Origin of the sequence: Bradyrhizobium sp. 157 (assembly GCF_023073815.1) — a bacterium.
Taxonomy (GTDB): Bacteria; Pseudomonadota; Alphaproteobacteria; order Rhizobiales; family Xanthobacteraceae; genus Bradyrhizobium.
Window position 1 is genome coordinate 47,397 of sequence record NZ_JADPKF010000105.1, and the last position, 19,332, is coordinate 66,728.

17 protein-coding genes are annotated in these 19,332 nt (G+C 61.6%); 10 read left to right on the forward strand and 7 right to left on the reverse strand.

Going from position 1 to position 19,332, the window contains the following annotated elements; genetic code table 11:
* Positions 1 to 17: 17 nt before the first annotated feature.
* A complete protein-coding gene (locus IVA95_RS32960) occupies positions 18 to 428 on the reverse strand; it encodes a hypothetical protein (RefSeq protein WP_247514293.1) in 411 nt (136 codons plus the stop codon).
* Here IVA95_RS32960 and IVA95_RS32965 point away from each other — a divergent pair.
* The gene (locus IVA95_RS32965; protein ID WP_247514294.1) at positions 394 to 960 is read left to right on the forward strand and encodes a hypothetical protein; all 567 of its coding nucleotides are present in this window, start codon (positions 394 to 396) and stop codon (positions 958 to 960) included. The two genes, IVA95_RS32960 and IVA95_RS32965, sit on opposite strands and share 35 nt — an antisense overlap.
* On the opposite strand, the gene IVA95_RS32970 is transcribed toward IVA95_RS32965, so the two are convergent.
* Complete coding sequence (locus IVA95_RS32970) at positions 930 to 1,358, reverse strand: hypothetical protein (RefSeq protein WP_247514358.1); 429 nt, start codon at positions 1,356 to 1,358, stop codon at positions 930 to 932. The genes IVA95_RS32965 and IVA95_RS32970 overlap by 31 nt on opposite strands.
* A gap of 257 nt (positions 1,359 to 1,615) precedes the next feature.
* Entirely contained in the window at positions 1,616 to 1,843 is a 228-nt protein-coding gene (locus IVA95_RS32975) for a hypothetical protein (protein ID WP_247514295.1), read from the reverse strand.
* A 428-nt stretch (positions 1,844 to 2,271) separates the two neighbouring features.
* Between IVA95_RS32975 and IVA95_RS32980 the strand changes: the two genes are divergently transcribed.
* On the forward strand, positions 2,272 to 2,949 hold the full coding sequence (locus IVA95_RS32980) for a response regulator transcription factor (protein WP_247514296.1): 678 nt from the start codon (positions 2,272 to 2,274) through the stop codon (positions 2,947 to 2,949).
* A gap of 78 nt (positions 2,950 to 3,027) precedes the next feature.
* Positions 3,028 to 4,392 carry an ATP-binding protein gene (locus tag IVA95_RS32985; RefSeq protein WP_247514297.1) on the forward strand — a complete coding sequence of 455 codons (1,365 nt, stop codon included), beginning with the start codon at positions 3,028 to 3,030 and terminating at the stop codon, positions 4,390 to 4,392.
* 17 nt (positions 4,393 to 4,409) lie between these two features.
* Here IVA95_RS32985 and IVA95_RS32990 read toward each other — a convergent pair whose 3' ends face one another.
* The gene (locus tag IVA95_RS32990; RefSeq protein WP_213249336.1) at positions 4,410 to 4,703 is read right to left on the reverse strand and encodes a hypothetical protein; all 294 of its coding nucleotides are present in this window, start codon (positions 4,701 to 4,703) and stop codon (positions 4,410 to 4,412) included.
* A 430-nt stretch (positions 4,704 to 5,133) separates the two neighbouring features.
* Here IVA95_RS32990 and IVA95_RS32995 point away from each other — a divergent pair, with 430 nt between their 5' ends.
* Complete coding sequence (locus tag IVA95_RS32995; RefSeq protein WP_346658086.1) at positions 5,134 to 6,039, forward strand: RNA polymerase factor sigma-32; 906 nt, start codon at positions 5,134 to 5,136, stop codon at positions 6,037 to 6,039.
* Between the two features lie 57 nt (positions 6,040 to 6,096).
* On the opposite strand, the gene IVA95_RS33000 is transcribed toward IVA95_RS32995, so the two are convergent.
* The 3 genes from IVA95_RS33000 to IVA95_RS33010 all read right to left on the reverse strand — a co-directional run bounded on the left by IVA95_RS33000 (position 6,097) and on the right by IVA95_RS33010 (position 9,972).
* Positions 6,097 to 7,332: an Nramp family divalent metal transporter gene (locus IVA95_RS33000; RefSeq protein WP_247514298.1), complete on the reverse strand. Its 1,236-nt coding sequence runs from the start codon at positions 7,330 to 7,332 to the stop codon at positions 6,097 to 6,099.
* A 139-nt stretch (positions 7,333 to 7,471) separates the two neighbouring features.
* Entirely contained in the window at positions 7,472 to 8,668 is a 1,197-nt protein-coding gene (locus tag IVA95_RS33005; RefSeq protein WP_247514299.1) for an acetyl-CoA C-acyltransferase, read from the reverse strand.
* Between the two features lie 479 nt (positions 8,669 to 9,147).
* Positions 9,148 to 9,972 carry a response regulator transcription factor gene (locus IVA95_RS33010; protein ID WP_247514300.1) on the reverse strand — a complete coding sequence of 275 codons (825 nt, stop codon included), beginning with the start codon at positions 9,970 to 9,972 and terminating at the stop codon, positions 9,148 to 9,150.
* A 221-nt stretch (positions 9,973 to 10,193) separates the two neighbouring features.
* Here IVA95_RS33010 and IVA95_RS33015 point away from each other — a divergent pair, with 221 nt between their 5' ends.
* The 6 genes from IVA95_RS33015 (at position 10,194) to IVA95_RS33040 (ending at position 19,212) form a co-directional block, all read left to right on the forward strand.
* Entirely contained in the window at positions 10,194 to 10,913 is a 720-nt protein-coding gene (locus tag IVA95_RS33015; protein ID WP_346658087.1) for a hypothetical protein, read from the forward strand.
* Between the two features lie 303 nt (positions 10,914 to 11,216).
* Positions 11,217 to 11,987 (forward strand): hypothetical protein, encoded by a 771-nt coding sequence (locus IVA95_RS33020; protein WP_247514301.1) that lies wholly within the window; start codon positions 11,217 to 11,219, stop codon positions 11,985 to 11,987.
* Between the two features lie 140 nt (positions 11,988 to 12,127).
* Positions 12,128 to 14,059: a hypothetical protein gene (locus tag IVA95_RS33025; protein ID WP_247514302.1), complete on the forward strand. Its 1,932-nt coding sequence runs from the start codon at positions 12,128 to 12,130 to the stop codon at positions 14,057 to 14,059.
* A gap of 114 nt (positions 14,060 to 14,173) precedes the next feature.
* Positions 14,174 to 16,204 (forward strand): type I secretion system permease/ATPase, encoded by a 2,031-nt coding sequence (locus IVA95_RS33030; protein ID WP_247514303.1) that lies wholly within the window; start codon positions 14,174 to 14,176, stop codon positions 16,202 to 16,204.
* 36 nt (positions 16,205 to 16,240) lie between these two features.
* Positions 16,241 to 17,605: an HlyD family type I secretion periplasmic adaptor subunit gene (locus IVA95_RS33035; protein WP_247514304.1), complete on the forward strand. Its 1,365-nt coding sequence runs from the start codon at positions 16,241 to 16,243 to the stop codon at positions 17,603 to 17,605.
* A gap of 44 nt (positions 17,606 to 17,649) precedes the next feature.
* Positions 17,650 to 19,212: a GNAT family N-acetyltransferase gene (locus IVA95_RS33040; RefSeq protein ID WP_247514305.1), complete on the forward strand. Its 1,563-nt coding sequence runs from the start codon at positions 17,650 to 17,652 to the stop codon at positions 19,210 to 19,212.
* Positions 19,213 to 19,332 lie beyond the last annotated feature (120 nt).

The window sequence follows — 19,332 nt, forward strand, 5'->3', positions numbered from 1 at the left end:
CGCGCGTGGGTTTCCGCTCAACGGAACATCGTGGCGGCGGTTGATAGGCCTGGTATCGTGTTCGGCGTTCCTGTGATGTTCGGTATCCCTGTGATGGGGTCGGTGGGCGCGGCGACGGCCGTCGTGTTCGGTGCCGGCAGCGTGACGGCGGGCACCGTCGGGATCGTCGGCGCGATGGTGCTGACGGTGGGGCCGACGGTGATGGTTGGCACCATCGCGGCGGAGCTGATCCCGAGATTGCCGAGCTCGGTCGAGCCCATCGGAATGCCGGTGCGCGGCACGCCGCCTGGCGTCTTGGGAGATGTCGGCGTCGATGACGCAGCAAGATTGCCCGAGCCGGCACCGCACATGCTTTGGGCACCCGACGTGTCGATCAGGGCCGATGTCGGCGGAATGCCCGACGACGACATCGCTGGTGTCGTCGTCATCCCCGGCATCGTCGACATCGTGCTCTGCGGTGTGACGCTCCCGACATCAACGCCGCCGCCGTCAAAGGTGGTCGCCGATCCGAACATCGTTGACGGTGCCGTACCGATCGTCGAGCACACGGTGCTGCCGATGGTCGACGAGTTCGGCGCCGGACTTACGCCGGGGGAAGCGATTTCCGTTGCGCCTAAGGGGATGCCGGTGCCACCGACCGGCGCACTTGGCACCATGCCGAGCGGCGACGTGGCCGAGAGCGAAGGTGTCGGCATCACCGCGGCCTGCTGCGCAAAGGCCGGGCCGCACAGCAAGGCAGAGGCTGCCGTGATCATCAGGAAACGTTTCATGTTGCTCTCCAGCACCGTTCGACCGGCACGACAACGCGTGGCGCGAAGTCCACGCGATATCATTCGGGCTATTGGGGGATCCGTCCGGAGGACGTTTAAAGAAAACAGCAAAACGTCCTCCGAACCGACAGCCTGCGCGCAGGGTCCCGCGCTGCGGGTTCAGCTGCAGCTCAGCGGCAAGGGGCTGTAAGGGTGCAGGTAGTACCAGTCGTAGCAATCGGGATAACCGTAGTACCCGTAGCCGTATCCCGGCCCGTACCTGTCGAAGCGATGCACGGCGTGCTGGTGGAGTCCGAAACCGTGCGTACCGATGTGGCCGCCGCCGATGTGGTCACCGCCGAGGCCTCCCACATGTTCGCCGACGCCTATGCCGCCGATATGCGCGCCGCCGCCAAAGCTTCCGATGTGGCCTCCGCCGCCAAAGCCGCCCATGTGGCCACCGCCACCGAAGCCACCGCCCATATGGCCGCCGCCACCAAAACCTCCGCCGTGGCCACCACCGCCACCGCCACCGCGGGCCTCGGCCGCGCCCACCACCAGACTCGAAGCGAGAAGAGCCGTTGCCAGTATCGTGATCATTCGTTTCATCGTGACACTCCTTTTCAGTCAGATTGCTCGGCGCCGTGGCGCGCGAACTTTAACGGGACGCGCGAACGAAACGTCGGATGAGTGACAGGTAGGTGCGATGCACAAGGCATCCATTAAATTCGGCGTTAGTCGCATTCACGAACTGGGACAGCGTACGCAGGCGAAGGCGGATGCTCCGGAGCGCGGCAAAGAAAGCGGGCTGGTGGGGAAATCCCGCCAGCCCGGCATATGTCGTTGTTACATGCAACGCGAGCGGATCAGTAACCGGTGTTCGGTTCGCAAGGCGCCGCGTTGGTCCACGGTGCCGTGGCATAGGCGCCGACGCGCGGAGCGCGAACGCAGCTATCGCCTTCGTCGCGATGCATCGTCGACATTACGCGGCCATTGGCATCGGTTACGACATGCCGCGTGTTGGCGGCCAGTACCGGAGTGGCGAAGGTGGCTGCGGTGAGCAACACAGCCGATAGAAGTTTGACTTTGTGCATGGGTGTTCTCCATAGGTGGGGAAGCCAGGCCGGCTTCTTCCTGTGACGTGCGGCTGGCCTGCCGTCGTCCAAAGCGAATATCGCTTCGCGCGCTCTCAACTCGGCGTGAAGGTGACGTGGGCCTCGATTCCTGCTCGAATTCGCGCCGGCTGGATCGGGCAGTGCAGGCCTGCCGATTTATTAAATTGCTATTTATTGGCGCTACAGGCCGCCGACGGCTAACTGTTTCGGGCGGGCCCGCCGTGCTCGTACCGAGGCGGCGGAATGGCCGCCTGGCTGATGGCGCGTGCGGGGTCCGGAAGGGCTCGCGACGCTGTCTGGCTCCCCCGAACCGTGAGACTCGTGCGCACCGCCATGGCTTTATCGGCTGCCCAGCGTATCATTGCCACTTGGCGAAACGGTATCTTGATGGCAATCGGACGGATCAGATGACGAAGGTTCTCCTGATAGAAGATGACGGCGAGACGGCGGGGGAAATCACGGCCGAACTGGCCGATCGTGGCTTCGAGGTGGAATGGTCGCCCGACGGGCTCGATGGCCTTGCCAAGGCGCGCGACCTGCGGCCGGACGCCATGATCGTCGACCGCCTGCTGCCGGGAATGGATGGCCTCACCGTCATCGAGTCCTTGCGGAAAGATCAGGTGCGCACGCCGGTGCTGGTGCTGAGCGCGCTTGGCGCCGTCGATGACCGCGTGCGCGGATTGCGGATGGGAGGCGACGACTATCTCACCAAGCCGTTTGCGATCGTCGAGCTCGTCGCCCGAATAGAAGCGTTGCTCCGCCGCCCGTCGGAAACGCGGGAAACCATCCTGCGGGTGGGTCAACTGGAGCTCGACCTGATCGAACGCACAGTCAAACGCGGCGAGCGCAAAATCGACCTCCTGCCGCGCGAGTTTCGCCTGCTCGAATACATGATGCGGCGGAGCGACCAGCTCTTGACGCGCGCGATGCTGCTCGAAGAGGTCTGGAATTACAAGTTCGTTCCGGCCACCAACCTGGTTGACGTGCATATGGGCCGCGTTCGGCACAAGGTCGACGGCCCGGGCGACGCCCCGATGATTCAAAATGTCCGCGGCGCCGGGTTCATTCTTCGTGCCGTGCCCTGACTTTTTTTGGCGACCTCGCCGGGCGCTCGCGCCGTCGGGCCGGCAAGGCAACCGGACGGCAGGATCGGGAAGCTTCAGTTGCAGTTCTTTCGCTCGAAGACGTTTCACTGGACCACGGTGCTGGCAGGCCTGTTCGCGATCTTCGTCACGGTTTTGTTCGGGTTCATCTACGTGAGGATCGACGATTACCTGATCGCGCGGTCCGATCGCATGATCACGACCCAGATCGGCTTCTTTGCCGGATTACCGCGCGAGCGTCTGCTCGGTGCGCTCAGTGACCACCTCGGGCAGGATTCCCGCGGCGTCCAGTTCGCCGGCGTGTTCGACCCGAAGGGGAATCGGCTGGCCGGCAACGTCGCAGCCCTGCCGGACGGGCTCGACATCGGGGCACCGGCGCGGAGCATGCCGCTCGTGCGCCTTGATGACAAGCAAGCCGGTGCGACTTCCGTCAGAACCGTCGCGCGGCGCCTCGAGAACGGCGACATATTGGTGGTCGGGCGAAATGTCGACGAAACGGCGGAAGTCTTCAGGGTTGTCGGAGCGGCGCTCGCGCTTGGCCTGTTGCCTGCGTTCTGTCTCTGGTTGCTGGCCGGCGCCTGGTTGAGTGCGCGCGCCCACAGGCGGGTCGAGGAGGTCAACCTGCGGGTCCAGCGCATCATCGCCGGAGATCTGCGCGAGCGGCTGCCGCATCGGAATGTCGATGAACCGTTCTCGCGGCTCGCTGCTATCGTCAACGGCATGCTCGATGAGCTGGAGACCACGATCAACGCGCTAGCCGGCGTCGGCAACGATATCGCCCACGATCTGCGAACGCCGCTGACGCGCGCGCGCCTGACGCTCGAGCGCGGCCGCACCAATGCGACGACCCTGGAGCAGCTCCAGGAGGTTGTCGACAAGGCCATTGCCGGCATCGACCAGTCGCTGTCGATCGTCACGGCGCTGTTGCGGCTTGCCGAGATCGAGAACAGCCGCCGGTCGTCGGCGTTCGGCGACGTTGCGCTCTGCGACATGCTGCGCGAGGTCTGCGACATGTACGAGCCGATCGCCGAAGACAAGCAGATCGCGCTGAGCGTGAACATAGCCGACAAGTTTTCCGTGCGCGGCGATCGCGACCTGCTGCTGGAGGCAGTGGCCAATCTCGTCGACAATGCCATCAAATTCACGCCCCCGAGCGGCAGGGTCGAGCTCGCGCTGCTGCGCGGTGAGGGCGAAACCATCCTGCGCGTGACCGATACGGGTCCGGGGATCAGCGCGCACGAACATGACGCTGTGTTGCGCCGGTTCTATCGCTCGGACAAGATTCGCAACACGCCGGGTGTCGGACTCGGATTGAACCTGGTTTCGGCAATCGTGAAGCTGCACGGCTTTCGCTTGATCATCCACGCCGGCCCGGGAGGCCGGGTGGAGATCGTTTGCCCCGATGAGCAAGGTGGCCGGACATAGGTCGCTATCCGCCGACGTCACCCGTGCCGGCGGTCATCATGCTCGGCGCGGGATGCGTGGTGTACACGCCGATGCTGCCAGACGCTGGGGCCGGCCATGCCGCTTTCCCTTTCGTTATAGGCCTGCATCACCGAGGGCGGCAGCCCTTCCATCCTGTAAGCCGGCGTGGGCGCACCGCCATTCAGGACGTCCAGATTCGGATAGAAAAATGCAAAATTACCCGGCTCCTGGATGGCTTCTTGCGCGAAGGCAGGCGCTGCGGCCATCATCGTCAGCAGTCCTGCGACAGCGATTGTCTTGATCGAGGTCATTGTCTTTCTCCATATCTTCGACGCGCAATTCGCCGGACGCGTAAGTGCGATCGCACGCCACAACGGGCGCGTGTTCTTCCGAATGCGAACTGCTCGCTTGAGGCTGCATCCAGGCAGCGGATGCATGACGGAGATGTAGGGCGGGCGCGATCTCGTCCCACTAAATTGGCTTTTACAGATCTCAACTGGTCTTGAGCCGTCTTTCAAAGCGTTTGCAGGGGAGGCGGTCGCTTGGAATTCGCACCAGCGCGCCGAAGCTCACCGCTCGACGTTTCGCGATCTTGCCTCGAACGAGATCATGATTTTGAAATCGAGACAAAGCGGCACGGACGCTAACAGCGAATTTAGATTCCTCAATTCCTATTTAATGGCTGCATCGCGGCGTCTTTCCTAGGGTCTCTCTGCCGGACCCGATGGATTGGAGCCACCCATGAACGCCCACAGCACGACCATACTGTCAGACAGGCGCGAGATGCTGACTGGTGACAGATCGCGAGATATCGTCGACGAATATGCCACGCTCATCAAGCGATACGATCTGCTCGAACCGACGCGCGAGCAGCAGCTTGCCCGGCGTTGGCAGCAGCATCGAGACCGAACCGCTACCGATGCGCTCGTCACCAGCCATCTCCGGCTCGCGGCCAAGGTCGCGCGCCGCTACCAGCGATACGACCTGCCGCTTGCCGATCTGATTGGCGAGGCCAATCTCGGCCTTGTCATCGCAGCCTCGCATTTCGAGCCGGGCCGTGGTGCCAGGTTCTCCACCTACGCATTGTGGTGGATCAAGGCCGCGATCCACGATTACATTCTGCGGTCGCGCTCGCTGGTCAAGATCGGGACGACGGCCGCGCAGCGGAAGCTGTTCTTCGGCCTCAGGCGCGCCATGCGCAAGTTCGGAGGCGACAGGACGGGCCTTACGCCGGAGGTGGCCGAGGCCGTCGCGCGGGAACTCGCGGTCCCCGTTCGCGAAGTCATCGAGATGAGCAGCCGTCTGACGGGCGACCTTTCCCTGAATGCTTCCGTCGATGATGACGGGCCTACCGAATGGGAAGCGAGGCTGGTCGACCCTTCGCCGAACGCCGAGGCGATGATCGCCGAACAGGATGAAGGCGGGCAACGGACGAAAGCGCTCCATTCGGCCCTTGATGTGCTGACCCCGCGGGAGCGCCGCGTGTTCGAGGCCCGGCGGCTACGCGAGGATCCGCCGAGCCTGGAGGAGCTCGGGCGTGAACTGTCGATTTCCGGGGAGCGCGTGCGGCAGATCGAAGCTTTGGCCTTCGAAAAGGTCAGGCGTGCGGCGACAAGGCGTTTAAAGCGTGCCACCCTGGCGGCTTGAGGGGACGCATGAGCATCACACGCTGCATGCACTATCCCCGGCTGAGCACGAACTCGTTCACAAGAACCAGGACACGACCAGGCCTGCACTTGCCGAGAAGATCGCCGCCACTGTCGCCCAACCCAGCAGATTCATCCAGGCGCTATTGGTTTTGTCGCCCATGACCGCGCGGCTGGTCGTCATCAGCATGATCAACAGCAGCAGTGGCGGCGTCGAAAAGCCTTGCACGATGCCGGAATAAACAAGTGCCTTCATTGGATTGAAGCCGAGGAAATTCATGACGACCGCGACCACCGTAAAGGAAACGATCAGTGCATAGAATTTCCCTGCCTCTTTCGGCTTGGCGTGAAGGCTGCTCTTCCACCCCAACACCTGGCAGAGATCATACGCGGCGCCGGTCGTCATGATGGGTACCGCAAGAAACCCGACAGCGATGATTCCAACAGTGAAAAGCAGCCCCGCTGCGTCTCCTGCCAGGGGGCGCAACGCTTCGGCCGCCTGGGCGGCCGTCTCGATATTTTTTTCTCCCGCTTTGTGAAGCGTTGCGCCCGTCGAGAGAATGATGAAGTACATGATCAGGTTGGAGAACAGCATTCCGACCACGATATCGATGCGGGATTGGCGCAGCTCGTCGGATGAAGCGCCCTCGCGCTGCTTCAGCTTCGTGCGCCCTTGAGCGATTTCTTCTTCGACCTCGACGTTGGATTGCCAGGTGTAGAGGTAAGCGGAAAGCGTGGTGCCGATAATCGCAACCAGAATGGACAGGTACTCGCGTGAAAATTCGATCGTGGGAACGAAGGTGCCGCGCAACACTTCCTGGAGATCGGGCTTGGCGAGAATGGCCGACCCGACATATGCAAATAACACGAGAGCCAGCCACCGGAAGATGTTGCGAATGAGCTGGTAGGAACCCCAGATCTGCACGGCGAGAATGGTCGCGGCCACTCCAATGACGATCCAGGGGATGGGCAGCGGTATCAACAGATTCAGCGCGGCGGCCATGCCGCCGAGGTCTGCGGCGGCCTCGATGGTGTTGCCGATCAGCACGGCGATCAAGGCGGGCCATAGGATCCAGCCGGGGTAGTGTTCCCTGATGACGTGGAAGAGACCGCGTCCCGTCACCTGCCCAAGTTTGGAGGACAGATACACGACAGCGAACATCATCGGAAAGGTGACGGGTGCGGTCCAAAGCAGCGCGGGGCCGAATTGAGCGCCCGCGCTTGCGTAAGTGCCGATGGCCGAGCAATCGTCATCGGCGGCTCCGGTGACGACGCCGAGGCCTATCGCGCGCATGAAGCCGCGGCGCTTGCCATCTTTCCGAGGTTGGTGAGGCGCCCTCGCCGCGGTCTCAGGCACAGCCGTCAATATCCCTTCGCAGCCACCCACTTGTTCAATAGTGGTTGCGATGGTTGGTTCCTAAGCGCGGCTGCGGTCAGCGCACGGCGCGCTCGACGGCGATCGCGGTCGCTTCACCGCCGCCGATACAGAGCGCAGCGACACCGCGCTTTAAGTTCCGCGCTTCCAGCGCATGCAGCAGCGTCACGATCAATCGCGCGCCGGTGGCGCCGATCGGGTGGCCGAGCGCGCAGGCGCCGCCATTGACGTTCAGTTTTTCTCCGGGAATGCCGAGATCCTTCTGCGCCGCCATCGCCACCACCGCGAACGCTTCGTTGATCTCGAACAGGTCGACGTCGGAGACAGTCCATCCGACCTTGTCGAGCAGCTTGCGGATTGCCGGGATCGGTGCGGTGGTGAACCATTGCGGCTCCTGGCTGTGGGTGGCATGGCCCTTGATCTCGGCGAGCACCGGCAGCCCGTCGCGATCGGCGAGCGAGCGCTTGGCCAGAATCAGCGCGGCAGCGCCATCGGCATTCGCGGACGAGGCGGCCGGCGTGATGGTGCCGCTAGCGCGGAATGCGGGCTTCAATCCGGGAATCTTGGCCGGATCCACCTTGAGCGGATGCTCGTCATTGGCGATGACGCGCGGACCCGCCTTCTCGGACAATGTGATCGGCGCGATCTCGGCCCTGAACCCGCCGCCCTCGACCGCTTTGCGGGCGCGCGTCAAGGTCTCCATCGCGTAAGCGTCCTGATCCTTGCGGGTGAACTGATAGGCTTCCGCGGTGGCCTCGCCAAAGTCGCCCATCGAGCGGCCGGTCTCGTAAGCATCTTCCAGCCCATCCATCATCATGTGATCGATGATCCGGTCATGCCCGGCGCGATAGCCGCCGCGCGCCTTGGCCAGCAAATAGGGCGCGTTCGACATGCTCTCCATGCCGCCGGAAAGCACGATCGAAGCTGAACCGGCATTGATGATGTCGTGCGCCAGCATCGTTGCCTTCATGCCGGAGCCGCACACCTTGTTGACCGTGGTGGCGCCGGTGGCGTCAGGCAGTCCGGCGCCGCGCGCAGCCTGGCGCGCCGGCGCCTGGCCCTGTCCGGCCGGCAGCACGTTGCCCATGAACACCTCCTCGATCCGCTCCGGCGCGAGCTTCGCCCGTTCCAGCGCCGCGCCGATCACGTGAGCGCCGAGCTTGTGCGCGCTGAAGGGCGACAACTCGCCCATGAACCGGCCAAGCGGCGTGCGGGCGGCGGAAAGGATGACGACGGGATCGGGGCTCGCGGCCATTGGGGTACTCCTGTTCGATCGCTGTTATATGACGATAATCATATACTACGACATTGCAATGGGATACCGCCGCTTTCCGCAACGAGGCGCTGGCTGACAGATCGCCGGAGGAATTGCCGCGAGTTCCGGCAGGAGCAATGACAGGGAACCGATGAATAGGGAACCGATGATAGGGAACGAGGGGAGGGCGAAGGTCTCGCCAGCACCTATCTTTCGTGCCCTATATCGTAAGGATTATCACCAATGATCCGTTAACTGCTCCAACGGGCTCATTGTGGCAGCGACCGGGTCCTGTTTCATTTCCGTGTGGGACGATGCAACCATTCCGAAAACTGAACTTCGATGAGCGCCCATGGCCCCACATCCGAAGTCAGCCCGGGCGCAGTTTCCCTTTTACTGGTGACTTCTTACGTGCGAATCGCAGAAGCGCCGATCCAGGATGGCCCAATGGCAACCGGTGCAATGCCGAAAATCCATCGCTAGTGAGATATGGATGACCTGACCGTCATGGGTGAATCCGGAGTAATCAGTTCGACGGGACCGTCCAAGCAGACGCGCGCCGCGGCGATCGCGACTTGGGTCCGGTTGCTCACGCCCAGTTTGCGCATGATTTCGCGGACATGGACTTTCACGGTCGTTTCGGTCATGCCGAGCTTACGACCGATCACCTTGTTGGGATCGCCTTGGCAGAGGCAAGCCAGCACCGCGTACTGCCGCTCGGTAAACTGCCGCGCGCCGTTTACGCCATGGTCGCGCTGCACGCTTACTGCCTTACCGTCGAAAAGGGACCCTTGCTGATCGTAAGGACCGTCATCCGGCCCGAGAGGGGGCGCCTGCGTCTGTTCTTCAAGCCCCGGAAGCGCTTGCTCCTGGGATATATTCGGTTGTCTGTATTCGACAGGCGCCGGCGGACTGAAGGTCCGGCTGGCCAGGATGGCGGCCGGCGGAAAGTAAGTGCCGCCATGGAGGACGAATGAAAGGGCGTGCAACGCAAGGTCGGGCGCCATGGAGTTGCTGAAGTAGCCCCGGGCTCCGCAACGGATCGCGGCGAGAACGGTGGCGGGATGCTCATCGTCGGAGATGATGGCGAGTGCCGCCTCCCGGCGAAGGGTATGCAACACCTGTATCTCGGTGAAGACCTCATGGGGAGAGGGGGCGCCGACGCTGTAAATCAGCATCTCGCATTCGGTGCGCTCGATAAGCCTTGTGTGCGCCTCATCAGGATCGAGCGAAATCAGCTCGACCTGTTCGTTGCTGGCCCAGGGACTTAAGAAGCTCTCCGCTCGAGCTCGTCGAAAGGCCATTGCGTCTACAACAAATACAGTCTTTTTGCGTGGGACTGACATAACGCGCCCCCGGATAATTATTACCGATGCTATCGATAGATTCTTTCGGAACCGCACTTGGTCGCTATGAATTAGTTCACTCTGCATCTTAATTGTTCAAAAAAACTTTACCCTCGTTAAAGGGGAATGCCAAGCAGGCCAAATGTGACCGGACGTCGTCAAAAATTGGTCATTAAAACGTGCCTTTTCATTCCTCATTGCAGAAAACGGCACCCGCAACCTTCCCTGATATATCTTTCGATATGTACGCCTGCCGTGACGAAGCAGGTACGATAGTATCGTTGCGGCCTTGCAAGGCGCGGAACCATACGATGTTTGTCAGCAAGCTGCCCCCAAAGCCGGATTTCGACCTGCTCGCTGCCGCGGCTCCCGCCTCAGCGGATCGCCGCACATTCGTTCTCGCCCTGATGGGAAACCTGATCTGTAGCTGGTCGAACAACGAAAGCCTTTTTATCTACGTGCTGATGATACTCTTGCGCACCGACGAGGCTTCCGCTGCCGTCGTGTTCGCGACATTGAACACGACCCGCGCCAGACTCGATCTAATCCAGCGGCTGGCCAAGATCAGGGTTACCGACAAGACTCTGTCGAAAAATCTGACGGCTCTCATCGAACGTTTCTCGGAATCCACCAAGGTTCGCAATGAGTTGAATCATTGCATGTTTATTTTCGATTCTTCCGGCGCCATCACCCACACGCAGTCGATGCGATTGATGGAAACAAAGGCGAGCCTCAGATTCGGAGAGATCAAGGCGCTGGACGAAAGCCGTCTGCAGGAGATGGTGCGGACTACTCACGAAATGACGAAGATCAATCGCGATATCTGGGATCTCCTGCCGCGCCTTGAAGCACATGTTCACGGCGTGAAGCCACAAAGCGTGCCGCGCGACGCGGCTTAAACGGTCCGGCGACGCCGGGTGGTCATGTCTCGTCCCGCCGCTGTTCACGCCAGTATCCATTCGTTCTGAGCGTCAATCGTGTCGATGGTTGATATCGCAAGATACAGCGGGCGATCGAATGCGTGCATGTTGTTGTCGATGATGTGGCGGCATTCTGACCGGGCTGGCATTCGCAATCACGCGGGTGTCGGCTGTCGGAATAAGCCGACATTAAAGAGCACCGCCGCGCTTCGAAGACCGCAGACTTAGAAGATCAGCGTTCTCCGTTCCGCCCGCGATGCTCCAAACCAACAGGAGCACGTCATGAACTTCATTCCAAGTTGGGATTGGCAGGACCAGGACCAGAAGCAGGACCAGAAGCAGGACCAGGACCAGAAGCAAGACCAGGACCAGGACCAGAGGCAGTTCCAACTTCAGGCCGCGCTACAGTCGCTGGAGTCCAAGAACGAGAACGAGAACGAGAACGACAACAAGAACGAGAACGAGAACAAGAACGAGAACGAGATCGACAACAAGGTCGATAACGAGCTCGACAACAAGGTCGACAACGAGGTCGATAATGAGCTCGACAACAAGGTCGACAACAACATCGAAAACAAGATCGAAAATACCGTCGAGAACAAGGTTGACGTCGATGTGGATATCGATGTCGATCTCGATCTGAAGGCCGACGGCCTGAGTAGCCCGGTCATCGATCTCAACCACTTCACGGCGACCGGTTCCGTGGTTATGCCCGACGTGGTGAACCAGAAGATGGACGACGGCAACCAGTTCAATATTGATCAGGTCAACAACCTGGTCGATAACGATACCAACGCTTCTTCTGCCACCTACACCGGTGGTAGCGGCGGATGGGGCTCTGGTTTCAGCATGGATGCCAAGATCGAGGGCGGCGAGTCCAAGATCGACATCGGCGGAGATGTTGGTGCGCGTGCAGATGTTGCTTCCAGCGCCGATGCAGCTCTCAACCAGTCTGCATTCGACCAGAACATCACGCAGGGTGCCAACATTCAGTTCAACAGCATCACCATTCAGGCTGCTGGTACCGAACTGACTGATTCCGATACGTTCTAGTTTCGCGTTCGACCCGCGCGGCGTTTGCCGCGCGGGTCATTTCTTCGCAAATCATTTCAGTTCAGTCGCCGCAGTTGCCGACAAGACGCTGTGGGGTCGCCGTGCGACCCTAACAGCTCGCGGCGACAGGGGAGGTTCCCATGGCGTCAGCTAGTTTCGTCGAAATCATTTCCCACTTCGCTGGATATATGCGGATCTTCGAGGACATCGCTCGCGATCGCATCCAGTACGATGAGACGCTCGCACCCGGTCCCTCCGACGACTACACGACGCTGCGACCGAACTACCACCATCGCTACGCGCCGGAGGATATGGACAGTGCGAGGGGGCCATCGCCGGAACTGATAGCCGACGATCCGATGGATGTGTTCCGCGGCCGTCCGCTCAAGCTGCCCAAAGGCCCGCAGGACCCCGATTTCGATTTCTTTCCGACGCCGCTCAAACCGAACATCCCGCTGCCGGCAGCGGGCGGCGGTGGTGGCGGAGGCGGTGGCGAGCTCAACATCAGGGTGACGTACGAGGACGGCGGCGCACAGATTCAGCTTACGGTTCGCCAGTACAACTTCATGCATGACGAGGACGTCAATCTACCGGCGGATTTCCTGGCTGCGGCCGAGCCCTTGATCATGAGCCTCAACAGCAATGCGATGGACACCATCAAGGAGTTGGTGGCCAATGCCAACGCCGAGGTTCCCACCGATTGGTGGATGCCGCAGAACGATGCCGGCGCGACGGATTTCCTGAAAGCTCATGACGCTGCATGGGCCGCCCGCGACGGTACGCCCGATGAGCATTCCGTGCCTGCCGGTTACTATGTCAACGGCGAGCTGCAGGAACCGCCAACGGAGCCGAGGCCGCCGATCGAGCTGAAGGAGTTGCCGGACACCGGCGACGGCATCGGCCAATGGGCGTCGATAGGCGACAACTACAGCATCAACGCGGCGCTGCTAGTCGATCTGGGCGAGAGCGCCCGCACCATGGTGGTGTTGGGGGATTACTTCAAGACCGACGCCATGTTCCAGACCAACACGACCATCGACAACGATCAGGTCAGCGTGTCGGGCGGGGAGGGTACGCCATCGGTGACCAGCGAAGGCAATGTCGCGACCAACATTGCCAATTTCGTGCAGAACCCCAGCATCTACGCTGACCTTCCGTCCTACTGGGCGGGGCCGAACTGGATCGTCGATGTGGTCGACGGCGACTACTATAGCGTCAATGTGGTGAGCCAAACCAACTATCTCTCCGACAACGATGTCGCATCGCAGGTCAGCAGCGAAGGGCACTACAACCTCGTCGGCGGCCACAATCAGCTCGGCAATCTGGCTCAGATTTTCGATGGTGAGATTCAATACGACCTGATCATCATCGAAGGCGCCTATCACGGCATGAACGTGATCTTCCAGAACAACATCCTGTTGAACAACGACAATATCGTGATGTCGGCCGACGGCACCGATCCGTCTCAGTCGGTGAATTCGGGCCACAACAAGCTGTTGAACGAGGGAGCTATCGAGAATTATGGCGGCGACAACTTCGACGCGCTGACCCCGGGGCTCCAGCTAATCCTGGATCTGCTGGCCTCCGGCGTGACATCGATTGATCCCGAGCTGGGCAGTGCCATCGCCGGCAATGGCGGCCCTCTGCGCGTGCTCTACGTCAAGGGGGACTACTACGACATCAATGCGGTTTGGCAGACCAACATCACCTCCGACATCAACGTCCTGTATCAACTGCAAAACGAGCCGTCGGCCGATCTGATGGCGCTTGATCCGGACGGGGGCGTAACGCAGTCGGCCAGCACCGGCGGCAATGAACTCGCCAACGACGCTGCGATTGTCGACGTCAATCCCGACGTCATTTACGTCGAGGGCGAGGTCTACACGGATTCCATTCTGGTACAGGCCAACCTGCTGCCGGTGGACCAGGATGATGCGGTCAATGGCGATACCGATACGCTGGTAACTGAACTCATCGCGTTCGTCGACGACGCCCAGGACCAGACAAACGCGACCCCGGCTGTCGCTACCAATTCGGTGCAGGCCGATCCGATGGCGAGCGTGCTGCATTAGCGACAAGCAAGATGTTTTGATTATTGGAAGTAACGGAGTTTCCAAATGTGGGGTTGGGATGATCGTCCAGGCGGGAGTTGGCGCTTGAGGGAGTATGACGAATCAACGCCGCACATGGCAAAGATAGTTCCGCTTCGCCCATGGTTTGATGAGCCCACTCCGCATCCCAAGGCTCCGCCGGTCGAATCTGCGCACGAGAAGGCACCTCCGGCCGAAGCCAGAGTCGCGGACCCGCCGGCTGTCGAGCCATCCCTGCGGGAGGAAGCCAAGACCCCGGCGCCGGGATCCACCGTCGTGATCGAGCAGCAGACTCCTGCGCCCCCGCTGCAGCGTGGCGGCGACAGGGACGGTGGCGGCTCCTCCGGCGGCGGTGGTGGCGGCGGCGGAGGTGGCGGCACGCCGCGGCTCCAAAAGCGTTCCGGTGACAATGAATTTCGCGACGTACTCGGCAAGGGTCTTGCGAGCGCCCGCCGCAACCTGGTTACCGTGGGGATATTCTCGATCGCGGTCAACCTGCTGGTGCTGGTGATTCCGATCTATCTGTTCAACGTGTCCGATCGCGTGATGACCAGCCGCAGCACGGACACGCTGGTGATGCTGACCATTATCGTGGTCATCGCGCTCGGGGCGCATGTGCTCATGGATATGATGCGCCGCGTCATCCTGATGCGGGTTGCGGTGGAGACCGAAGCCAAATTGGGCGGACCCGTGCTGAGCGCTGCCGCCAAATCCGCGCAGAGTGGATCCAGCCGCGAATTCCAGACGCTGGCCGACCTGCAGCACCTACGCGCGTTCATTACCGGCCCCGTGCTGCTGACGATGTTCGATACGCCGGTCGCGCCGGTCTATTTCGCCGTCGTGTTCCTGATCCATCCGCATCTCGGATTCATCGTATTGGGCGCAGGCGTCGCGCTGGTCATTGTGGCGCTGATAAACCAGCGGGTCACCGCGATCCCGTTCAACCAGGCCAACAACTACGGCGCCAGGGCCAACCTGCAGGCGGAATCGATGGCGCGCAACGCCCAGGTCATCAACGCCATGGGCATGATTCCCGAAGGCGTGCAGGTATGGGGCCGCGAAACCGTGGAGTCCCTGAAGGCACAGGTGATCGGACAGGACCTCAACATCCTGATGACGGGCGTGTCGAAATTCCTGCGACTGTGCACCCAGATCGCGATCCTCGGCTGGGGAGCATGGCTGGCGCTGGAGAGCGAGATCACCAGCGGCATGGTGATCGCGGCCTCGATCGTGGCGAGCCGGGCGCTGGCGCCGCTGGAAGGCACCATCGAAGGCTGGCGCAACTTCGTGCAGGCGCGTTCAGCCTATGCCCGCATCAAATCCCTGCTGCTGAACTCGCCGCTCAACCTGGAGCGGCTTCGGCTGCCGCGTCCGGCAGGATACCTCAGTGTCGAGCGCATTCTCTACGTGCCGCCGCCGAACAAGAAGGTGATCCTGAACGGAATCAGCTTTCAACTGAAGCCTGGGGAATCCCTTGCCATTGTCGGAGACTCCGGTACCGGCAAAACCATGCTGGCCCGCATGCTGGTCGGGTCCATCATGCCCACCGCCGGCAGCGTCAGGCTGGACATGATGGATCTGCGTAACTGGGATCCGCGCCAGTTCGGCGAGAGCGTCGGCTACCTGCCGCAGGATGTGCAACTGTTCCCCGCGTCCATCAAGGCCAACATCGGCCGGATGCGCGAAGACGCCCGCGACGAGGATGTGTTCGACGCAGCCGAGGCCGCCGACGTGCACGAACTGATCTCGAGCTTCGCCCAGGGCTACGAGACCATCGTCGGCATGGACGGCAGTCCGCTGTCGGGTGGCCAGCGGCAGCGCATCGGGCTGGCGCGCGCGTTCTACGGCAACCCGCGCCTGCTCGTGCTCGACGAACCGAATTCGAATCTGGACTCCAATGGTGAGCGGGCGCTCGCCAAGTCGCTGCTGCGCGCCAAGGAAAAGCAGATCACGGTAGTGACGATCACGCAGCGCGCGGCGCTGCTGATGAGCGTCGATAAAATCATGATCCTGCATCAGGGCGCGGTGCAGGCGTTCGGAAGCCGCGACGAGATCATTCCCATGATCACCGGGCGCAAGCCGAACAATATCCCCAACGGCGATCCCCCTCCTGCGTTGAATTCATAGGGACGTCAGCCGGTTTGACAGCAACGAGGTTACGCGATGGCCAGCAGGAAAATTGCGGACCGCTCCGCAGTATCACAAGGCACCTGGTACGATTCGCTGCCGCGATCGACCAAATTTCCGACGGTTGCCGGCGCGCTGATCATGGCCGTGGTGGTGATGGGGTTCGGCGTCTGGGGCAACACGGCGCCGATCGCCGGCGCGGTGGTTGCGTCGGGCGTGTTCGTCGTTACCGGACAGAACAAGATCATCCAGCATCTCGAGGGCGGCGTGATCCGCGAGATCTTCGTGCGCGAAGGCGACACCGTGGAGGCGGGACAATTCTTGCTCGAACTCGATGACACGGCGGCGCGCGCGGAGTTGCAGCGGCTGTTCCTGCGCCGCATCCGCCTGTCGGCCATGGATGCAAGGCTGCAGGCCGAGATGAGGGAGGAGTCGGATATCACGCTTCCGGCCGAGGTCGTGGCTTGGCTGGACAAGTCGCCCGATGTGAAGGAAATCGTGGACAGCCAGCAGATGACGTTTGCGGCGCGCCGCAACAACCTCAACAGCGACGTCAAAAGTATTCAGGAGAGCATCAACGCTCTGGAGGAGCGGATCCGGGGATCGCGGGTGCAACTGGACGCGGTCCGGCGCCAGATCGTCCTGCTCGACGAGGAAATAGTGACCAAGGACAAGCTGGTGCAGGCCGGGCTGGTGCGCAAGCCGGAGCTGATGGTGTTGCAGCGGTCGAAGGCCAATCTGGAAGGCGAGGTCGGCCGCATCATGGGCGATATCGGGGATGCCAAGGAACGCATTGCGCGCGCGCTCGAGCAGATCAATGGTGTGCGCAAGACCGCGATCAAGACCGCGGTCGAACAGATGCACGAGGTGCGGGGCGAACTGGCCGACGTCCGCGAGCGGATGCTCAGTGCCAAGGGCATACTCGATCGGGTTCGCGTCACGGCGCCGGTCAGCGGTGTCGTGGTGAAGCTCCGCTATCACACGCGGGGCGGGGTGGTCGAGGCCGGCAAGAACATCATGGAGCTGTTGCCGCTGAAGGACGAACTCATCATCGAGGCGCGATTGCGTCCGCAGGACATCGACAGCGTAAAGCACGGACAGGCCGCGATGGTACGGCTGACGGCGCTGAACCAGCGCATCACGCCGATGGTCTCCGGCGACGTCGTGTATCTGTCGGCCGATACCCTTGCGGACGAAAAGAAGTCCCAGCAGGTCGGGCCGACCGACATCTATCTCGTCCGCGTCAGGCTCAACAGCGAAGAGAGCCGGAATCTTCCGGGCTTCAGTCCGACGCCCGGCATGCCCGCAGAGGTCTACATCAAGACGGCGGAGCGCACGTTCTTCCAGTACCTCATGAGGCCCATCTACGACAGCTTTATGCGCGCATTCCGGGAGCGCTAGGCACACGACAGGAACTCAACACGCACTTTGGAAAGGCGTCCGCCGTGCATATCGACATCATCGAAGGCTTGCCGTCGCTGGCAAAACTCGAGGACAACTGGAATGCCGTCTACGACGCGGACGACGAAGCGCAGATATTCCTGTCATGGAAATGGCTGAGCGGCTGGCTGTCCTGCATCCCGGGACCATGGTTCATCCTGGCGGCGAAGGAGCGTGACGCCGCCGATCTGCCTTACGTCGCATTCTTTCCGTTGCGGCTGCAGACCAAAATCGAGAAATCCGACGTTATCAGCGACATGCGGATGGGAGGCAATTTCGCCGCCGACTACACCGGCTTGGTTTGCAGGCCCGAGATCGAGAACAAGGTCATTCCCGCCTTTGCCCGCACCATCAGGCAGATGAACTGGACGCGCTTCAACCTCGACAATCTGCGAATGTCGGAGCGGCGCGTGCGGTTGCTGCTGGCTTGTTTTCCGAAAGCCAGCTTTCGTTACACCGAGCTCAACAGGATCAACAAGGTCGACGGTATCGATAACAGTCTGTGCCCGTATGTCACGCTGCCGAAGAGCTGGGATGCCTATCTCGAATCGTTGAGCACCAATACCAGGCAGAAGATCCGGCGTCTCCTGAAGCAGGTCGACGCGACGGGTGAATATCGAGTAACCGTTGCCACGCCAGAGACATTCGCGCAGGCCCTCAAGACCCTGCTGGGATTTTGGGAGACAAAGTGGCGCCCTCGGAAGGGAGATCGAGTCAATAGTCTGGTTCAGTCGAACGGCGCCATGCTGACGCGCAGTTTTGAATCCGGCTTGGTCTACCTGCCGACGTTCTGGCACGGCGATCGGGCGGTCGCGGCGCTGGCCACGCTGGTGGATCCGCGCAAGCGCACCTTCTTGTTCTACATGACCGGACGCGACGAGACGTTCGATGGGCCGCCGCCGGGCGTGATCCTGCATGCCTTCAGCATTCGCCACGCGATCGAACTCGGCTATACCGAATACGATTTCCTGCGCGGAAACGAGCCGTACAAATATTCGTTCGGCTGCGCGGAGCGCAAGATCCTTGGCACCGTTTTGGAGACCAGGAACGGCAGGCATCTCGGCGCCGGGATCGACCGCAGGAGCATCCCTGACGTCCTGCAACAGGCGACTGAACTTCATCGGAAGGGGAAGGCTGCCGACGCCGAAACAGGCTACCGGCGGATTCTGGAGGTTCAGCCCAAACACGCCGACGCGCTGCACCGGCTCGGCCAGTTGCTGGCGGCGAAGGGCGATCTCGCCGCGGCGAAGCGGATGTTCCGCACCCTGACGGTGGTTCGCCCCGACGCTGCCAAGGCGTGGCAGTGCCTCGGACAGGTCTGCGAAAGCCTCGGTCAGCATGAGGAAGCGCTGCGCCAGCATCTCGAATTCATGCGGCTGCAGCCGGATTCGCCGGACGGGTTCGTCGCGGTTGCCAGATGCATGGTGAAGCTCGGGCGGATGGCGGAAATCAATGCAGCGCTATTGGCTGCGATCGAACCGGCGAGCGGGCCGTCAGTGAGAAAGTGGCGTGATTGGCGCAGTATCGCAGATAGGCAGGCTGCCCGCGAAAACTCCATCTCGGCATAGCGCAGAATTGTCTGAATTGTCCCGTTGGCAGGCCCACGGTGGGGAGGAGGACAGCATGCTCCTGATGACAGGAAAGGTCAGGCGCTGGCTGACGGCCGCGATGACCTCCGGGACGCCACC

Coding starts and splice junctions, on each gene's coding strand:
- IVA95_RS32965 (WP_247514294.1), top strand. CDS start 394: ATGCCCGACGACGACATCGCTGGTGTCGTCGTCATCCCCGGCATCGTC.
- IVA95_RS32960 (WP_247514293.1), bottom strand. CDS start 428: ATGACGACGACACCAGCGATGTCGTCGTCGGGCATTCCGCCGACATCG.
- IVA95_RS32970 (WP_247514358.1), bottom strand. CDS start 1,358: ATGAAACGAATGATCACGATACTGGCAACGGCTCTTCTCGCTTCGAGT.
- IVA95_RS32975 (WP_247514295.1), bottom strand. CDS start 1,843: ATGCACAAAGTCAAACTTCTATCGGCTGTGTTGCTCACCGCAGCCACC.
- IVA95_RS32980 (WP_247514296.1), top strand. CDS start 2,272: ATGACGAAGGTTCTCCTGATAGAAGATGACGGCGAGACGGCGGGGGAA.
- IVA95_RS32990 (WP_213249336.1), bottom strand. CDS start 4,703: ATGACCTCGATCAAGACAATCGCTGTCGCAGGACTGCTGACGATGATG.
- IVA95_RS32995 (WP_346658086.1), top strand. CDS start 5,134: ATGAACGCCCACAGCACGACCATACTGTCAGACAGGCGCGAGATGCTG.
- IVA95_RS33000 (WP_247514298.1), bottom strand. CDS start 7,332: ATGCGCGCGATAGGCCTCGGCGTCGTCACCGGAGCCGCCGATGACGAT.
- IVA95_RS33005 (WP_247514299.1), bottom strand. CDS start 8,668: ATGGCCGCGAGCCCCGATCCCGTCGTCATCCTTTCCGCCGCCCGCACG.
- IVA95_RS33010 (WP_247514300.1), bottom strand. CDS start 9,972: ATGGCCTTTCGACGAGCTCGAGCGGAGAGCTTCTTAAGTCCCTGGGCC.
- IVA95_RS33020 (WP_247514301.1), top strand. CDS start 11,217: ATGAACTTCATTCCAAGTTGGGATTGGCAGGACCAGGACCAGAAGCAG.
- IVA95_RS33025 (WP_247514302.1), top strand. CDS start 12,128: ATGGCGTCAGCTAGTTTCGTCGAAATCATTTCCCACTTCGCTGGATAT.
- IVA95_RS33030 (WP_247514303.1), top strand. CDS start 14,174: ATGGCAAAGATAGTTCCGCTTCGCCCATGGTTTGATGAGCCCACTCCG.
- IVA95_RS33035 (WP_247514304.1), top strand. CDS start 16,241: ATGGCCAGCAGGAAAATTGCGGACCGCTCCGCAGTATCACAAGGCACC.